Annotated in this window: 16 protein-coding genes and 1 pseudogene; 9 read left to right on the forward strand and 8 right to left on the reverse strand. The window is 69.8% G+C overall.

Going from position 1 to position 16,777, the window contains the following annotated elements:
• Positions 1 to 48 precede the first annotated feature (48 nt).
• Positions 49 to 1,020 carry a prolyl aminopeptidase gene (gene pip, locus ACQP2T_RS49265; protein ID WP_433511707.1) on the forward strand — a complete coding sequence of 324 codons (972 nt, stop codon included), beginning with the start codon at positions 49 to 51 and terminating at the stop codon, positions 1,018 to 1,020.
• Here pip and ACQP2T_RS49270 read toward each other — a convergent pair.
• Positions 965 to 1,522 carry a phosphatase PAP2 family protein gene (locus tag ACQP2T_RS49270; RefSeq protein ID WP_433511708.1) on the reverse strand — a complete coding sequence of 186 codons (558 nt, stop codon included), beginning with the start codon at positions 1,520 to 1,522 and terminating at the stop codon, positions 965 to 967. The two genes, pip and ACQP2T_RS49270, sit on opposite strands and share 56 nt — an antisense overlap.
• A gap of 159 nt (positions 1,523 to 1,681) precedes the next feature.
• Between ACQP2T_RS49270 and ACQP2T_RS49275 the strand changes: the two genes are divergently transcribed.
• The gene (locus tag ACQP2T_RS49275) at positions 1,682 to 2,476 is read left to right on the forward strand and encodes a universal stress protein (protein ID WP_433511709.1); all 795 of its coding nucleotides are present in this window, start codon (positions 1,682 to 1,684) and stop codon (positions 2,474 to 2,476) included.
• Between the two features lie 20 nt (positions 2,477 to 2,496).
• Here the strand turns inward: ACQP2T_RS49275 and ACQP2T_RS49280 are convergent, their stop codons facing one another.
• Both ACQP2T_RS49280 and ACQP2T_RS49285 read right to left on the reverse strand, forming a co-directional pair.
• Entirely contained in the window at positions 2,497 to 3,627 is a 1,131-nt protein-coding gene (locus tag ACQP2T_RS49280) for a glycosyltransferase (protein ID WP_433511710.1), read from the reverse strand.
• Positions 3,624 to 4,595 carry a glucosyl-3-phosphoglycerate synthase gene (locus ACQP2T_RS49285; RefSeq protein WP_433511711.1) on the reverse strand — a complete coding sequence of 324 codons (972 nt, stop codon included), beginning with the start codon at positions 4,593 to 4,595 and terminating at the stop codon, positions 3,624 to 3,626. The genes ACQP2T_RS49280 and ACQP2T_RS49285 overlap by 4 nt, the downstream gene beginning before the upstream one ends.
• A 105-nt stretch (positions 4,596 to 4,700) precedes the next feature.
• Here ACQP2T_RS49285 and ACQP2T_RS49290 point away from each other — a divergent pair, with 105 nt between their 5' ends.
• Both ACQP2T_RS49290 and ACQP2T_RS49295 read left to right on the forward strand, forming a co-directional pair.
• Positions 4,701 to 5,654: a Gfo/Idh/MocA family protein gene (locus ACQP2T_RS49290; RefSeq protein WP_433511712.1), complete on the forward strand. Its 954-nt coding sequence runs from the start codon at positions 4,701 to 4,703 to the stop codon at positions 5,652 to 5,654.
• 8 nt (positions 5,655 to 5,662) lie between these two features.
• Entirely contained in the window at positions 5,663 to 6,766 is a 1,104-nt protein-coding gene (locus tag ACQP2T_RS49295; RefSeq protein ID WP_433511713.1) for a zinc-dependent alcohol dehydrogenase, read from the forward strand.
• A 57-nt stretch (positions 6,767 to 6,823) separates the two neighbouring features.
• On the opposite strand, the pseudogene ACQP2T_RS49300 reads toward ACQP2T_RS49295, so the two are convergent.
• The 3 genes and pseudogenes from ACQP2T_RS49300 to ACQP2T_RS49310 all read right to left on the reverse strand — a co-directional run.
• Positions 6,824 to 8,020: pseudogene (locus tag ACQP2T_RS49300) on the reverse strand (MGH1-like glycoside hydrolase domain-containing protein); the annotation flags it as partial.
• Complete coding sequence (locus ACQP2T_RS49305) at positions 7,951 to 8,736, reverse strand: sugar phosphate isomerase/epimerase family protein (protein WP_358177923.1); 786 nt, start codon at positions 8,734 to 8,736, stop codon at positions 7,951 to 7,953. The gene ACQP2T_RS49305 and the pseudogene ACQP2T_RS49300, both read right to left, overlap by 70 nt.
• Complete coding sequence (locus ACQP2T_RS49310) at positions 8,733 to 9,809, reverse strand: zinc-binding dehydrogenase (protein WP_433511714.1); 1,077 nt, start codon at positions 9,807 to 9,809, stop codon at positions 8,733 to 8,735. The genes ACQP2T_RS49305 and ACQP2T_RS49310 overlap by 4 nt, the downstream gene beginning before the upstream one ends.
• 318 nt (positions 9,810 to 10,127) lie before the next feature.
• Here ACQP2T_RS49310 and ACQP2T_RS49315 point away from each other — a divergent pair, with 318 nt between their 5' ends.
• From ACQP2T_RS49315 to ACQP2T_RS49330, 4 genes are all read left to right on the forward strand, one after another.
• Positions 10,128 to 11,489, forward strand: a complete 1,362-nt coding sequence (locus tag ACQP2T_RS49315; RefSeq protein WP_433511715.1) for an ABC transporter substrate-binding protein — start codon at positions 10,128 to 10,130, stop codon at positions 11,487 to 11,489.
• Positions 11,486 to 12,403 carry a carbohydrate ABC transporter permease gene (locus ACQP2T_RS49320; RefSeq protein ID WP_433511716.1) on the forward strand — a complete coding sequence of 306 codons (918 nt, stop codon included), beginning with the start codon at positions 11,486 to 11,488 and terminating at the stop codon, positions 12,401 to 12,403. Before ACQP2T_RS49315 ends, ACQP2T_RS49320 begins: the two co-directional genes overlap by 4 nt.
• Before the next feature lie 92 nt (positions 12,404 to 12,495).
• Positions 12,496 to 13,245: a carbohydrate ABC transporter permease gene (locus tag ACQP2T_RS49325; protein ID WP_433511717.1), complete on the forward strand. Its 750-nt coding sequence runs from the start codon at positions 12,496 to 12,498 to the stop codon at positions 13,243 to 13,245.
• A gap of 3 nt (positions 13,246 to 13,248) precedes the next feature.
• Positions 13,249 to 14,409 (forward strand): ROK family transcriptional regulator, encoded by a 1,161-nt coding sequence (locus tag ACQP2T_RS49330; protein ID WP_433511718.1) that lies wholly within the window; start codon positions 13,249 to 13,251, stop codon positions 14,407 to 14,409.
• A 64-nt stretch (positions 14,410 to 14,473) separates the two neighbouring features.
• Here ACQP2T_RS49330 and ACQP2T_RS49335 read toward each other — a convergent pair whose 3' ends face one another.
• Positions 14,474 to 15,223 carry a helical backbone metal receptor gene (locus tag ACQP2T_RS49335; RefSeq protein WP_433511719.1) on the reverse strand — a complete coding sequence of 250 codons (750 nt, stop codon included), beginning with the start codon at positions 15,221 to 15,223 and terminating at the stop codon, positions 14,474 to 14,476.
• Positions 15,224 to 15,367: 144 nt separating this feature from the next.
• Between ACQP2T_RS49335 and ACQP2T_RS49340 the strand changes: the two genes are divergently transcribed.
• Positions 15,368 to 16,171, forward strand: coding sequence for an SAM-dependent methyltransferase (locus ACQP2T_RS49340; RefSeq protein WP_433511720.1), 804 nt, complete (start codon positions 15,368 to 15,370; stop codon positions 16,169 to 16,171).
• 102 nt (positions 16,172 to 16,273) lie between these two features.
• Here the strand turns inward: ACQP2T_RS49340 and tpx are convergent, their stop codons facing one another.
• The gene (gene tpx / locus ACQP2T_RS49345; protein WP_433511721.1) at positions 16,274 to 16,774 is read right to left on the reverse strand and encodes a thiol peroxidase; all 501 of its coding nucleotides are present in this window, start codon (positions 16,772 to 16,774) and stop codon (positions 16,274 to 16,276) included.
• Between the last annotated feature and the right edge of the window lie 3 nt (positions 16,775 to 16,777).

The following is a 16,777-nucleotide window of genomic DNA, read 5'->3' on the forward strand; positions in this document are numbered from 1 at the left end:
TGAAGAGCAGGCAATATCGTCCGGAAGGAATCAACCACAGGAGTGCGCATGAGTAACCTGTATCCCCCCATCGAGCCCTACGACTCGGGTCTGCTCGACGTGGGCGACGGCAACCAGATCTACTGGGAGGTCTGCGGCAACCCGGCCGGCAAGCCCGCGGTCATGCTCCACGGCGGCCCCGGCGGCGGGTGCAGCGCCAAGCACCGCCGCCAGTGGAACCCGGAGCTGTATCGCGTCGTCCTGTTCGACCAGCGCAACTGCGGTCGTAGCCTGCCGCATGCCAGCGACCCGGGCGTCTCGCTTGAGGCCAACACCACCTGGCACCTGGTCGCCGACATGGAGCGGCTGCGCGAGCACCTGGGCATCGACAGGTGGCAGGTGTTCGGCGGGTCGTGGGGCAGCACGCTGGCCCTGGCGTACGCGCAGACGCATCCGGACAGGACCACCGAGCTGGTGCTGCGTGGCATCTTCACCCTCCGCCCCGAGGAACTGGGCTGGTTCTACCAGGAGGGCACCTCCCGCCTCTTCCCCGACGTGTGGGAGTCGTTCATCGCGCCGATCCCCGTCGAGGAACGCGGCGATCTGATCGCCGCCTTCCGCGCCCGGCTGGAGGGGGACGATCCCGAGGCGCGGCTGGCCGCGGCCAAGGCGTGGGCGCAGTGGGAGGGCAGCACGGTCACGTTGCGGCCCGATCCCGAGCTGGTCGCCGAGTTCGGTGAGGAGAAGATGGCGCTGGCGTTCGCGCGGATCGAGAACCACTACTTCACCCATCTGGGCTGGTTCGAGCCCGAGCAGCTGATCGCGAACGTGGACCGGATCCGCCACATCCCCGCCGTCATCGTGCAGGGCCGCTACGACGTGTGCACGCCCATGGCCACCGCCTGGGACCTGCACAAGGCGTGGCCGGAGGCGCGGTTCGAGGTGGTGGACGACGCCGGGCACGCCGCCACCGAGCCGGGCATCGTCAGTCGGCTCGTTGCGGCGACAGACGGCTTCGCGCCAGCCGTACCATCGGCGTGACGGCCCCCACCAGCAGCAGCGTGAAGAGCGGGGCCAGCGTCAAGCCGAGCAGGAAGCCCGCGGCGACGTCGTGCGGGTAGTGCACGCCGACGAACACTCGCGAGAACGCCATCACCGCCGCCAGCGGGAGCACCACCCAGGCCAGAGCGCGCCAGGCCAGGATGAGCGCCCCGGCGGCGCCGGCGGCGATGACGGAGTGGTTGCTCGGGAACGACCAGTCGCTCGGGGGCGGGCATTCGGCGATCGTCGGGATCCCGCCCCAGCACGGCCGGTCCTCCCTGACGAAGGTCTTCACGACCTCGCTGAGGACGTAGGCGCACACCACACCGGCGGGTCCGGCGATCGTGATGGCCAGGTCACGCGCCGGCCCGTTCCTCTCCCGCCACCAGCACCACGCGAACAGCGCCGCGAAGAGGAACAGCCCGGCGTCGGTGCCCTTCTCGGCGAGAGTGTGCAGCCACGCGGGCGTGGAGAGGGCGAAGTCGACGATGTCGCGGTACAACAGATGTCCAATCCGTGAACGGGCAATGGACATAACCCTACGAACGATCACTGCTCGCCGCCTCCCCCGAACGTCCAAAGGTGCTGAAATCCGGCCGATCCCCTGGAGAGGTCCGGCAGGCTCGCGTAGGCCCAGTTCAGAGCGGGTAGGGAGGCAGTCGTGATCGGAGAGCACGTGGTCGTCGGCTATACCGGCGAGTCAGGGGGACGCGACGCGCTCGCCCTGGGTGCCGCGATCACGCGGGTCACCGGCGGCGAGCTCACCGTGGCCGCCATTTACCCGCCGGGCAGCCCGGGGTTGGCGGTCGAGGCACAGGCCGGGCTGGCGCACGCGGCGGAGGAGCTCGGCGATGTGCCGGCCGAGTACATCGCGTTCGAGAGCAGGGGCGCGGGTCGCGGGCTGTCGGTGCTGGCCAGCCGGATCAAGGCCGATCTGATCGTGGCCGGCTCGGCGGGTGGCGGGCAGGCCGGGCGCATCTCGATCGGGGCGACATCCGACAGCCTGCTCCACCTGTCGTCCGAGGCGGTGATGCTGACGCCCGCCGGCTACCGGCCGCCGGCCGAGCCCTCGCGGCTCACGCTCGCCTACGTGCACCGCCCGCAGTGTGACGAGGCCGTCGAGCGGATCGCGCAGGCCGCGCTCCGGCTCGGGGTGCCGCTCCGGCTGATCACGCTCGACCTGCGTACGGACGATCCGGGCCGGCTCGGGGACGACCTGGCGCTGGCCGTACGACTGGCCTGGGAGTCGAGCGGGATCGAGGCCGAGACGGAGATCGCCGAGGGGCACGACGTGACCGCGGCGCTGGAGGCGATCGAGTGGCTGCCGGGCGAGCTGCTGGTCTGCGCGGCCAGCGAGGACGCGCAGCCGCACCGGGTGTTTCTCGGGGAGCTGGCGATGAAGGTGCTGCGGGCGTCGACGTGTCCCGTCACCGTGCTGCCGCGCGGATTCTCCTGACGTCCGCGTAATGCTCCAGGTCACCGTGCTGCCGTGCGAGCCCTCCCGACCTCCTCATACAGCTCCAGGTAGCGCTCGGCCATGACGGCCGGTGAGAAGCGGCGGCGGGCCTCCCGGCGGCACTCCTCGGGGTCGATCTCCGCCACCCGCAGCACCCACTCGGCCAGCTCCTCCTCGGTGTCGGCGAGGAACCCGGTCCGCCCGTGGTCGATGATCTCGGGCAGGCAGCCGCGGCGCAGCCCCACGGGCGGCACGCCCAGGGCGAGGGCCTCGACGACGGCGGTGCCGCCGGGCTCGTCCCACTGAATGGGGAAGAGGGCAGCGCGGGCCGAGGCGTAGAGCTGGTCGCGGGCCTCGCCCCCCACGGAGCCGACCCATCTGACCAGGTCGCCGTCGAGGTAAGGGGTGACCGCGTGCACGTGGTAGCGGACGTCGGGGTGGCCGTTCAGCGGGTGGTCCGGGTCCTGGACGACGGCGTCCAGCTCGGCGGGGGTGTTCAGGCCGCTCACCGGGCCCGCCAGGACCAGTGGGAGGCCGAGCTTCTGACAGAGTCTGGCCGCCACGTGCGTGCCCTTGAGCGCGCAGACACGGCCCATCGCGACGAGGTGCTCGCCGTGTTCGCTACGCACGTCGCGGTCGGCGAGCGGGGTGGCCAGGTGGATCGCGCCGAGCGAGGCGGCGCGCAGCGCGTCGGGCGCGCGGGCGAGCTGGGAGTTCGAGACGCCGTTGACCGCGATCGAGCGCGGGAAGGCCCCGTAGAAGGCGGCGTGCTTGCGCAGGTCCCAGTGCAGGGTGTGCAGGACCGGCGGGCCGCCGAGCGCGGACAGCACGGCCGGGCCGACCACCTCCAGGTGGTCGTGGACGAGGTCGAGGTCGTCGCGGCGGCCGATTTCGCGCGCCACGCGGGCCTGGTGCGCGTGCGCGAGGCCCATCACCTGGTTGTACGGCTTCTGCAGCTCGGCGAACTGGCCGTCGTCGAAGACGTTGATCAGCTCGTCCACCTCGAGCGTGCTCGATCCCACGGAGGCCAGGACCACCCGCACCCCGCGCTCGCGCAGGGCGGGGACCAGCGTGGCCACCACGTTCTCGATCCCGCCGTAACCCGGTGGCGGCACCCGCAGCCACGGTCCGGCGTTCACCAGGATGTTCATGCCACGTCCTCGACGGCGAGGGAGGCCAGCGGCGGGCGCTCGGCCACGGACATGTCCACCAGGTCGACCTGCCCGTCGAGCCCGAACTGCAGCAGCCTGCGGTCGGGGGACGTGGCGGACAGCACACGGCCCTGGCGCTCCAGCCGTGACCACGCGGTGAGCATGATCTGGCCGGCCATCCGGCCGAGCGCGGGCATGGCCTGGTGCCCGTGTGCCCGGACACCCAGGTCCACCTGGGCCATCGCGTCCAGCCCGACCAGCTCCAGCAGGTCCACCAGCAGCCCGAACTCCACCCCGTACTCGGTGACGAACGGGACCCGTTCCAGCGCCGCGCGACGGGCGGCGTACTCCCCGCCGAGCGGCTGGACGAAGCCGGCCAGCTCCGGCCAGAACATGTTGATCAGCGGCCTGGCGACCAGCTCGGTCACCCGCCCGCCCCCGCCGCGCCACACCACCCCGTCCGCGCCGGTGAAGGGCCGCTCGTAGGCGGCCTTGACGAACTGGATGGCGTTGTCGGCGAGCAGCGGCCCGAGCAGCCCTGAGACGAAGTGCGCGCCGAAATTACGCAGATCGGCGTCCACGAACACGACCAGATCCCCGCTGGAGGCCGCCAGCCCCTTCCACAGCGCCTCCCCCTTGCCGCTCAGCTGCGGCAGGTGCGAGAGAACGGCGCCCTGCGCCACCACGCGGGCCCCCGCCGCGGCCGCTCGAGCGGCGGTCGCGTCGGTGGAGTTCGAATCGACCACGATGATCTCGTCCACGAGCGGCGCCCGCTCGACGAGGTCGCGACGGAGCACGGTGACGATCTCGCCGACCGTCCGCTCCTCGTCGCGAGCGGGCAGGATGACGGCGACCGTGGTCCTGCCTTTGGCCCGGAGGAGCGCCTCTACCGGCCACTCGGCCGCAACGCTCGAGTGGGGTCCGTACCAGTCCTGGACCCTGGCCAAGGCGCGCAGATCTGTCTCCATACGGTTAGCCCCGATCTCATCTGGTCAGGTTGGCGGCATCTGCCCCGACGATGCATCGTCGAACATGTTTGTTTCATTCTCCGTAAATGTGGGATAAGCCGGTCTGTGTTCCCCATCACGCGGGTCGGCATCATCGGTGCCGGAAATGTCGCCGCTCGCCACGCGGAGGTCCTGTCAGGTTTCTCCGACGTGGTGATCGCGGGAATCGCCGACACAGATCCCCGAAGGGCCGGGGCTCTGGCCGCACGGCATGGCTCCCCTGCCTACGGCAGCCATGCCGACCTTCTGGATGCCGGCGGATTGGACGCGGTCTATATCTGTGTTCCTCCTTTTGCGCACGGTAACCCGGAAAAGGAGGCTCTAGCCTGCAACCTGCCGATTTTTGTAGAAAAGCCGCTTTCACTTGACCTGTCGACAGCGGAAAAGATCGCCGATGAAATTGACCGCCGGGGCTTGCCTTCGGCCGTCGGACATCATTGGCGTTACCTGGACATCGTTGACCAGGCACGCGAAGTACTGGGCGACCGTCCAGTACGGCTGGCCCTGGGCCACTGGCTGGACAAGGTACCGCCGGTCGGCTGGTGGCTGAAGCCTGAGATGTCGGGCGGCCAGCTGGTCGAACAGGCCATCCACATCCTCGACCTGGCCAGAGTCCTGGTGGGCGAGGTGACGATGGTGCATGCCGTACCGGCGGACAACGAGACGGACGGCGAGGTCGACCGGGCCACGGCGGCGGTGCTGCGGTTCGCGGGCGGCGCGGCGGGGCTGCTCGCCGCGACCAGCCTGCTCGCGCGCAAGCACCGGGCGGGGCTGGAGGTGCACGCCGAGGGCGTCTCGCTCGACCTGAGCGAGGACCGGCTGCTGGTGGACGGCGAGACCACCGTCCAGGACGGCGGGGCCGCGAAGGTACGGGTGGACCGGACCTTCATCGACGCCGTACAAGGCAAGGAGGCCGACGTGCGCGTGCCCTACCGGGAGGCGCTGAAGACCCACCGGCTCGCGCTGGCCCTGGCGCGGTCCGCGGCGTCACGGAAGCCGGTGACGACGAGCGATGGGTAAGGTGCTCGATGGGTGAGGTGCTGAGCATAGAGGCGCCCGGCGAGGTCAGGCTGGTCGGGGAGAAGCTCGGCGCCGTTTCCGAGGGCGGGTTCCGGGTGGTCACCACGCACAGCGGGATCTCGGCGGGCACCGAGCTCACCTACGTCAAGGGCAACAACCCTTACCTGGCCGCGACCTGGGATCCGGCGCTCGGCCTGTTCGCCGAGGGCACCCCGTCGATCGGCTATCCGGTGCGCGGCATCGGGTACATGCAGGTGGGCCGGGTGGTCGAGACGCGCACCCGGGCCGTCCGCGAGGGCGCGCTGGTCGCGATGGCCTACGGGCACCGCACCGGCTATGTGGCCGACCCGATGAACGACCGGTTCGTGGAGCTGCCCGGCGACCTCGACCCGATGCTCGGCGTCTTCGTCGCCCACATGGGGCCGATCTGCGCGAACGGGCTGCTGCACGCGGCCACCGACCTGCACGGTCCCGGTGTCGCGGAGCTGGGTGACGGGGTACGCGGGCGGCGCGTGGCCGTCGTCGGCGCGGGCGTGGTCGGCCTGCTCACCACCTCCTTCGCCCTCGCGTACGGCGCGGCGGAGGTCGTGGTGGTGGACGAGACCCCGGCCCGGCTGGACATCGCCGAGGCGCTCGGCGCCGAAACCCTGGCCTTCGACGAGGACCCGGCCATCGAGCTGAAGCGACGCTGGCGGCACGCGGCCGGCGACCGTGGCGCCGACGTGGTCTTCCAGTGCCGTGGCAGGCCCCGCGCCCTCGCTCTGGCGCTGAAGCTGCTCAGGCCGCAGGGCACGGTGATCGACCTGGCCTTCTACACCGACGGCGCCGACGAGGTGCGGCTGGGCGAGGAGTTCCACCACAACGGCCTGTCGCTGCGCTGCGCCCAGATCGGCCGGGTGCCGCGCGGGCTGGCCCACGCCTGGGACCGGGAGCGTCTGTCGTACGAGACGATCGCGCTGCTCAGGCGGCGCGGCGACCTGCTACGCGAGCACCTGATCACCGATGTCGTCGGTTTCGCCGACGCCCCCCAGCTCCTGGCCGATCTCGCCGCCCGCAGGAGGCATACCGTCCAGGCCGTGCTCCGCGACCACGTCGAGGATGAGCGCGGCTGACCAGCTGAAGTCGCGGCAGCCGTGGCCCTGGAGGGTGAACGGGTCGAAGTACTCGCGGAAGCCGGACTCGGTGACCGCCCTGATCATGCCGTCGGCCAGCGGATCGGCCAGGTCCGGGCGGCGCTCCCGCAGGCCCTGCCAGACCAGCCAGGTCAGGTTGATCCAGCTCGGCCCGCGCCAGTAACGCGCCGGGTCGAACTCCGGCGCGGCCGGTGCGAAGCTGGGCAGCACGCCGTCCTTCAGCCCGAACCGGTCGAGCGCCGTGCCGATCAGTGCGTTGACGATGTCGCGTGGCAGGTCGGGCAGCATGAGCGGGACCAGCCCGGCGGCGCTGTTGGAGCGGATCGGGCAGCCGGTGAGCACGTCGCGGGCATGGAACAGGCCGTCGTCGTAGAGGTGCTCGACCATGGCCGCGGTGACCGCGGCGGCCTCGCGCAGGTGCGGCTCCGGGTCGCCGCCGCACACCTTGGCGATCTCCGCCAGGGTCAGCTCCGCCACGCCGTACGCGGCGTTGAACAGCGGATCCTCGACGCAGAACTCGCCGGCCCGGCGGTAGCCGGTGTCGCGGTAGGCGCGGGCGAGCGCGATGTAGCGCTCGTAGTCCAGGTCGGTCGGCCGCTCGTCGGCGCTGACGGAGTCCAGGTCCCGGCGCGTGAACGCGACGGACCCCGCCTCGACGGCGGCCAGCGGGACGTCCCAGGCCGGGCTGTTGTCCATGCCCGACTCCCACGGGTGCACGATCGAGATCAGCCCCTCGGGAGAGCGCCGCGCGTTGCGCAGGTATTGCTGCTGCGCCACCAGCCGGGGATAGAGGCGGCGCAGGAAGGTCGGGTCCGGCTCGGCCTGGTGTACCCGCCAGACGGCCAGGGCGTGCACGGGCGGCTGCACGATGCCGGAGGTCGCCGACCCGGACGGGGCCTGTGACTGCCAGAACTCGGGGCCGGGGAAGTAGGCGCCCTCGGGCACCCTGGGGTTGAACGCGATGTGCGGCACCCTGCCGTCGCGCCACTGCGAGCCGAACAGGGCCAGCAGCTCCGACCTGGCCCGGCGCGGGGACCAGCGGGCGTTGCCGATCGCGACGAAGGCGGAGTCCCAGCTCCACTGATGGGGATAGAGACGCCGGGAGGGAACCGTGTAGCTGCCGTCCCAGTTGGCCACCAGCACGCGCACGGCGTCGCGGAGGATCACAGGAACTTCCTGATGAAGGCGGCCGTCTGCGGCAGGACGATCTCGGGCTCGCCGCGCAGGCGGCATTCGAGCGCGAGGTAGCCGTCATAGCCGAGGGCGTCGAGTGTGGCCAGCTGCGCGCCCCAGTCGAGATGGCCGGTCCCGGGCTCGTTCCGGTTGGACTCGCTGATCTGCATGTGCGCGAGGTAGGGGGCCGCCTCGATCAACGAACGGCAGGGATCGTCCTCCTCGATGTTCATGTGGTAGGTGTCGCCGACGACCTTGATGGAGTCCATCGAGCAGTAGGACACGGCGTCGGCGAGGGTGTTGACCATGTGGTTCTCGTAGCGGTTGAGCGGCTCCAGCATGATCAGCACGCCGTTGCGCTGCGCGTGCTCGCCGAGCACCCCCAGCGCCTCGGTGAGCACCTCGCGGTCCTCCGCCGCGCTGCGCGGCGGCTCGAACGGCGGCAGCCGGCGCGAGAACTGGCCCCAGGAAGCGGGCGTCATCACCCCGACACCACCGAGCTCGGCGATGACCGTGAGCTGCGATCTGAGCTGCTGGATCGCGTCCGTGCGCTTGGCGGGGTCGAAGTCGCCGATGAAGTGCGGCATGTCCACGCACACCGTCGGCATGACCACGCCGTCGGCCAGCGCCCGCTTGAGCTCGGTCAGGCGGTTGGCGAAGTGGAAGTCGCCCTTCCCGCGCAGCTCGATCGCGTCGAACCCGGCCTCGGTCGCGAACGCGAACTTCTCCTGCAGGGAACGGCCGGGCAGCAGCTGCTCCTGTGCCGCGAGCTTCACAGTGACTCCTCCTGTTGCGGTGCCTCTTCTCGCCAAGGCTCCTGCTCCTCTTCAAAAGCGAAGACGAGCTGGAGCACCTCGGACGGGTGCTTGTCGAGCAGATCGAAGGCCTCGGGAGCGCTGCCGACGGGTACGACGTGGCTGATCAGGCCGGTCACGTCGACCTCGCCCGTGTATATGAGGTCCATGAACGTGCGCTGCAGGCGTTCGACGTCCCAGCGGTGGGCCAGCCAGGAGGCGACGCCGCCGATCTGGGAGGAGACGAGCTGCACCTGGTTGTGGTGGAACTCCTCGCCCAGCCGCAGCCCGATGCCTTCGCCCTGGTAGAAGCCGCCGGCCACGACCCGGCCACCCTTGCGGACGGTCCTGATCGCCTCGTGCAGGCCCAGGTTGCTGCCGCTCAGCTCGATGGCGGTGTCGGCGCCCTCGATCCGCTTGCGGACGAACTCGGCGACGGAGCCGGACGCGATGTCGAACGTCTCGGACGCGCCGTATCGCCTGGCGAGTTCGAGGCGGGCGGGGATCGCGTCGGCGGCCACCACCCGGGCACCGCTCAGCACGGCGAGGCGGGTGGCCAGCAGGCCGATGACGCCCTGTCCGAAGATCGCGACCTGGTCGCCCAGGTGCACGTCGGCGGCGTGCACGGCGTTGAGCGCGATGGCGCCCACGCGGGCGAAGACACCTCTCAGCGGATCGGCGCCCGGCGGCAGCACGTGGCCGACCAGCTTCTCGGCGGGCACCACGGCCTCGGCCCGGTGACCCCAGACGCCCCAGACCAGGTGGCCGACCGGCGGATCGGTGACGTCGGGCGCCGCCTCCACCACCTCACCGACCTCCTGGTAGCCCCAGCCGGTCAGCGGGTAGGCGTGCGTCTGGCCGTCGAGGAACAGCCGCTGCTCCGTGTCCCACTTTCTGGTGAGATAGGGATTTGTGCCGCGATAGGCGGTCAGTTCGGTGCCGGCGGAGACGCCCGAGTAGATCGTGCGGACCCGCACGCAACCCGGTTCAAGCTCGGCGGGCGACTCCAGGCTGACGCGGACACGGCCTGGCTCTTCAAAGGTGATGACGCGCATTCCCCACACTTACGCTTTATGATCAATCGCAACTTAAAGGTTTAGTAGGTGTTTCTATACCATAGTTGCTCTCCCGGCACCCTTAAGTCAAATGACGGCCACCGCCGGCAACTTGCGAATTAGGGTTTCTCCCCGACGGTCTTCCGGTAAGCGATCTTACCGACATAACCCGCCCGGAGATCGCTTTCCGTGATCGACGCGCCAGAAAGCCCGGGACGGAACACGGACGGAGTACAGACGGATCTCGGAATCGCCTACGTAGTTGCGACTTCTCGCATGGGGGTAAGTCCGGCATATCCCCGGACGTAGGAGCGCGCCATGCCGAAGAAGGTAGTCGCCGTCCTCTCCATCGCGCTGCTGGCCGCCGCCTCGACCGCCGCGTGTGGCGATGACAGCAAGAAGGCCGCCAACGAGATCACGGTCTGGACCGAGGAGAACCTCGACGACCGCATGACCGTGCAGAACCAGATCATCGCCGACTTCACCCAGAAGACCGGCATCAAGGTCAAGCTGGTCGGCGTGGCCGAGGACCAGTTCAGTCAGGTGGTCACCGCCGCCGCGGCCGCGGGTGACCTGCCCGACGTGATCGGAGCCCTCCCCCTGGCCTCCATCAGGGAGCTGGAGGCCAACGACCTGCTCGACATGGAGACACCGGGCCAGGTCGTCGACAAGCTGGGCAGGAGCGACTTCTCAGCGCGGGCCCTGGAGCTCGACAGTGCGGGCGGGAAGCTGCTGGCCGTACCGAGTGACGCGTGGGCGCAGCTGATCCTCTACCGCAAGGACCTGTTCCAGAAGGCCGGGCTGGAGCGGCCCGACACCTACGAGGCGCTGGAGGCGGCGGCCGCGAAGCTCAACGCGAGTGGGGTCGCGGGCATCACGCTGGCCATCGCGCCGAAGGACTCGTTCACGGCGCAGAGCTTCGAGCATGTGGCGCTGGCCAATGGCTGCCAGCTGGTCGACAATTCCGGAAATATCACTCTTTCCTCCCCGCAGTGCGTGAAAGCGTTCGCGTACTACGCGAAGCTGGCGAAGGACTACTCGGTCAAGGGCAAGCAGGACGTCGACTCCACCAGGGCCACCTACTTCGCCGGCAAGGCGGCGATGACCATCTGGTCGTCGTTCATCCTGGACGAGCTGGCGGGGCTGCGTAACGACGCGAAGCCCAGCTGCGCCGAGTGCGGGACCGACCCCGAATGGCTGGCCAAGAACACCGGCGTGGTCACAGCGTTAAAGGGCCCCGACGGCACGCCCGCCCAGTACGGGGAGATCGTCTCCTGGGCCGTCACCCGGGACGCCGCCAAGGATGCCGCCGCGCAGTTCGTCACGTACATGATGGACGAGGGATACGAGCGGTGGATCGGAATGGCGCCCGAGGGCAAGTTCCCGATCCGGAAGAGCTTCGCGGACAAGTGGAACAAGCTGCCCGCCGGGGTCGACGCCAAGAAGCCGCTCGCGGACGTCTACCCGGCCGAGGTGCTCGACGCGCTGCGCGAGAGCCCTGACACCTTCGCCCGCTGGGGCATCCCCCAGAGACAGGGCAAGCTGGTCGGCGCCACGATGGGCGAGCTGCCGGTGCCCAAGGCGCTGAGCGCGGTCGTGGACGGCTCGCTCACCCCGCAGGCCGCGGCGGTGCGGGCCAAGACCGACGTGGAGACCATCAAGCGCGGGATCCGGCAGTGACGGGACGGCGTGGCGGGACACTACGGGAGCAGGAGGGCAGGGCGGGGCTGGCACTGATCTCCCCGACGCTGATCATCACACTCGTCGTGGTGGTGCTGCCGCTGCTCTGGGCGATCATGCTGGCGTTCCAGGACGCGCGGCTGATCAACGTCCGCCGGGTGGGCGTCTTCGGGCACTACACGCTGGAGAACTTCGGCTACGTCATGTCCGAGCCGGGATTCTGGACGTCCCTGGTCAACACGCTCGTCTACACGGTGGCGGGTACCGCGCTGTCGATCGCGATCGGGCTGGTGGCCGCCCTGGCGCTGCGCGACCGCTTCCGGGGCCGTACGTTGGTCAGGGCCTCGATCCTGGTGCCGTACGTGGCGCCGGTGGTGGCGGTGGCCTTCCTGTGGGACACGATGCTGAACCCCCAGTTCGGCATCCTGAACTCCTGGCTGAGCACCCCCATCGCCTTCCTCACCCAGGCCAAGGGCACCTTTCTCGGCATCCAGGTGCCGGTGGCGCTGCTCACCGTGATCGCGTTCGAGGCGTGGCGGTATTTCCCGTTCGCCTTCCTGTTCATCCTGGCCCGACTGCAGGCGCTGCCGGCCGAACTGGACGAGGCGGCCGTGGTCGACGGCGCCACGCCGACGCAGCGCTTCCGGCACGTGATCCTGCCGCAGCTCTGGCGGATCATCGCACTGCTGTCGGTGCTGCGGTTCGTGTTCACCTTCACCAAGTTCGACGACGTCTACCTGCTCACCGGCGGCGGGGCCGGCACGGAGGTGGTGAGCGTGCGGGTCTACAACTTCCTGACCGCGCGCGACGACATCGGCGCCTCGGCCGCCCAGGCGATCGTGCTGGCCGTCGTCCTGGTCGTGTTCCTGATCCTTTATCTCCGGTTCTTCTCGGGAGGTGAGCGCGACCGATGAGCAGGGATCGGTTCGAGCGCGCGCTGTTTCGGGTGCTGAAGCCGTTGGTGATCCTCTTTCTGTTCGTGATCACCGCTTTCCCGTTCTTCTACATGGTGACGCTGTCGCTCCGCGACATCCAGGAGCTGATCCTGGACCCCGGCTCGATATGGCCGCGCGGTCTCACTTTCGATACCTACGCGAACGTACTGACCAAGCAGGGTTTCCTGACCTTCATGCGAAACAGCGCCATTGTGGCGGTCACGTCAGTGGCGATCACGCTGCTGATCTCGATCCCGGGCGCGTACGCGGTGGCCAGGCTGCGGTTCTTCGGGCGGCGGCAGGTGCATTTCGTGTTCCTGGCCGTGTACCTGTTTCCGGCGATCGTGCTGGCCATTCCGCTGTTCGTGCTCTTCACGATGCTCGGACTTCGCGGGTCTCTGCTGGGTTTGATCCTGGTTTATTGCGCGCAGACGGTGCCGGTCACGGTATACATGCTCCGCAATTACTTCGAGACCGTGCCACAGAGCGTGGAGGAGGCGGCGGCAATCGACGGCTGCACGCGCCTGTCGACCATCTGGCGGGTGGTGCTCCCCTTGTCCAAGCCCGCGCTCATGGCCACCGGCCTCTACGCGTTCATGATCGCCTGGAACGAGTTCCTGTTCGCCTTGCTCTTCCTCGTCGAGAAACGGGAGAGCTGGACGGTCTCGCTGGGGCTCTCCCAGCTGGCGGGCAGTATCGAGATCCCGACGACGGTTCTCATGGCAGGATCGGTGGTTCTGACGCTGCCGATCGTGATCGTGTTCTTCGCCGGCGAGCGGCTCCTGACCGAAGGACTCACGGCGGGGGCGGAGAAGGGATAGACCATGCTGACGGCAGGGCAGATCCTTCAGCTGATCCGCGATGGCACCTGCCGTACCCGCAAGGAACTCATCGCCTACACCGGGCTGTCCCGCTCGACGATCACCGAACGGGTGGACCGGCTGATCGAGGCCGGATACATCCACGAGTCCGGCTTCGCCATCTCCGGGGGCGGGCGACCGCCCTCGGTGCTCGACATCGACGCGACGAAGCGCCTGGTGCTGGTGGCCGACCTGGGCGCCAGTCACGTACGGGTGGCGCTGACCGACCTCGCGGCCCGGTCGCTGGTCGACGAGCACACCGAGCTGCGCATCGACCGCGGCCCCGAGGCCGTCCTGTCCTGGGTACGCCAGGCGTTCCAGCGCCTGCTCGACCGCTCGGGACGGGCCTCTGACCAGGTGTGCGGCATCGGCCTGGACCTGCCCGGCTCGGTCGACCACGCCTCCGGCCGGGTGATCAGGTCGTTCCTCATGCCCGGCTGGGACGACCATCCGATCGGCCAGACGCTGCGGGAGGCGTTCGACGTGCCGATCCTGATCGAGAACGACGCCAACGCGATGGCCTTCGGCGAGTGGTGGTCCTCCTGGCGCCGGAGCCGGTCGCTGATCCTCGTCAAGGTCTCCACGGGCATCGGCACCGGCATCGTCCTGGACGGCCGGATCTACCGCGGCGTCGAGGACGCGGCCGGGAGCATCGGCCACGTCCGCCTGCGCGAGAGCGACGACCGCGTCTGCACCTGCGGCTCCCGGGGCTGCGTCGCCTCGCTGGCCAGCGGCCGGGCCCTCGCCGCCGACCTCGGCAGGCAGACCAGCCGCGAGGTCGTACGCCTGGTCCAGGCCGGCGACCCGACGGCCATCGCCCTCACCCAGGAGGCCGGCCGAACGGTCGGCATCGTCCTCGCCACGGCGGTCAGCCTGCTCAACCCCTCCGTCCTGGTGCTGGCCGGCGACATGGCCGAGACCAGGGAGCACTACCTGACGGGCATCAGGGAGAGCGTGTACCGCCGCAGCCTGCCGTTCACCACCCGCAACCTGGAGATCGTGACGAGCACACTGGGCGACCGCGCGGGGATCGTGGGGACCGCGGTGATCGTCATCGACCACGTGCTGTCCCCCGCCGCCGTGGACGCCGCCTTCGCCAGTCCCCCGACGACGAACGTCGTGTGACACCGCCGGTCGGCCGTCGGGCGACGCCGCCGGTCGGCCCGGCCTTCCGTCGGCCCTGGTGCTGTCAGCCCAGGTCCCGGAGGAGGCGGTCGCGCGCCTGGACGAGAGAGGGGCCGTACCAGGTCAGATCGCGTCCGCTCACCAGCGCGCACCGGTGGCCGGGAAACGACTCCGGCCCGTCCTCGGCGCTGAACGCGTAAGGCTCGTCGGGCAGGACCACCAGGTCGGCACCCTGAGCCACCAGCTCGGCCAGCGGGATCTTGGGATAGCGCTCGGCATGACCGGCGTAAAGGTTGCCCACCCCGAGCCGCGCGAGCACGTCGCCGGTGAACGTGTCGCGTCCCACCACCATCCACGGCCGCCGCCAGATCGGGATGATCGCCCTCCGGCGCACCTCCACCGGCTCGGCCCACACCGACTCCGCCCGGTCGAGCCAGCCGGGCCGCCCGGTGCGGCAGGCGTACCGGAACATCCGGTCGAGCGACCGGAACGCCTCGTCCACCGTCTCGATCCTGGTGACCCACACCGCGAGGCCCGCCGCCCGCAACGCGTCGACGTCCGGCTGCCGGTTCTCCTCGGCGTTGGCGAGCACCACGTCGGGGGCGAGCCGCCGGATGGCGTCGAGATCGGGGTTCTTGGTCCCCCGCACCCTGACCACGTCCAGGTCGGCCGGGTGCGAGCACCAGTCGGTCGCGCCGACCAGCGCCTCGGGGAGGGTCGCGGCCACGGACTCGGTGAGTGAGGGCACCAGCGACACGATCCGCCGGACGTCCGGAGGAACGGGGACGGGGACACCGGTGTCATCAAGGCTCACACTCGCACCTTAGACCGCCACCCGAACGACAAAAGGGACTAAAGGCAAGTAACGCCCAGCCTGCGGGAATATCATCGCAAGGCGGGTCACAAATCCGTAGAATCCCGAGAAAAGATCGTTAACTCTCGATCGGGGGATCGCTGGGTGGAGCGAGAACCGCTGGGCTTCGACCCGAACACGCCCAACGTCGCCCGGCTGTACGACTACTACCTCGGCGGGAAGGATCATTTCCCGGCCGACCGGCGAGCCGCTGAACGGCTGCTGCGGGTGGCTCCCGAGGTCCGTACGGCCGCCCGCGCCAACCGGGCCTTCCTCGGCCGTGCCGTACGCTTCCTCGCCGACGCCGGCGTCACCCAGTTTCTCGACATCGGTACGGGCCTGCCGACGCGGGGCAATGTCCACGAGGTGGCCAGAGCGGTCGCGCCGCAGTCGCGGGTGGTCTATGTCGACCATGACCCCGTCGTGCTGGTCCACGCCAGGGCGCTGCTGGCGGACAGCGAAGGGATCACCGTGGTGGACGGCGACCTCCGCGATCCCCACGATCTGCTGAAAAATCCGGACCTGGTGGGGGCGTTGGACTTCGACCAGCCGGTGGGGGTCCTCCTCGTCGCGATCATGCACTTCATCGGCGAGGCCGACGACCCCCTGCGCATCATGGCCGCCATCCGCGAATCCCTGGCCCCCGGCAGCTATGTCGTCATGTCCCACGGCACGAGCGACGCCCGCGCCGCCGCTGTCAGCAAGGGCACGGAGGTCTATCGCCGCGCCAGCGCTCCCCTGACCCTGCGTACCCGCCGGCGGATCGAGGAGCTGTGGGCGGGGTTCGAGCTGGTCGAGCCGGGCCTGACCTGGCTGCCGCAGTGGCGCCCCGACGAGGCCGACCTGATCGACCTCGCGGCCGGCCCCGAGTCGTCGCTCATCCTCTGCGGAGTGGGCAGGAAGAACTGAGACCCGGGGGCGGACCGGTGTGCGGCTTGGCCGAGCGCCGGAGCGGCCCGGCGGACGGCCTGATCGAGCGCCGGAGCGACCCGGCGGACGGCCTGGTCCGGCCTACTTGAGTGCGCTCAGCGCGCCCTCGTAGTCGGGCTCCTGGGTGATCTCGGGCACCAGCTCGGAGTAGATGACGCGGTTGTCGCCGTCGAGCACGACCACCGCGCGGGCGGCCAGGCCGGCCAGCGGCCCGCTCTCCTGCGCCACGCCGTAGTCGCGCAGGAACTCGCGGCCCCGCATGAGCGACAGCATGGTCACGTTGTCGAGCCCCTCGGCGGCGCAGAACCGCTTCTGCGCGAACGGCAGGTCGGCCGAGACGCACAGCACCGCGACGCCGGGGTGCGCGGCGGCCACCTCGTTGAACCGGCGCACCGAGGCGGCACAGACGCCCGTGTCGAGGCTCGGGAAGATGTTGAGCACCTTGGTCGCGGAGCCGAACCCGGCCAGCGTGGTGTCAGCGAGGTCCCCGCCCACCAGCTGGAACGCGGGCGCCTGGTCGCCGGGCTTCAGAAACGTCCCGCCCACGGTGACCGGGTTGCCCTTGAAAGTGACGTCTGACATGAA

Source organism: Nonomuraea sp. CA-143628 (assembly GCF_050942315.1).
Classification (GTDB): Bacteria; Actinomycetota; Actinomycetes; order Streptosporangiales; family Streptosporangiaceae; genus Nonomuraea.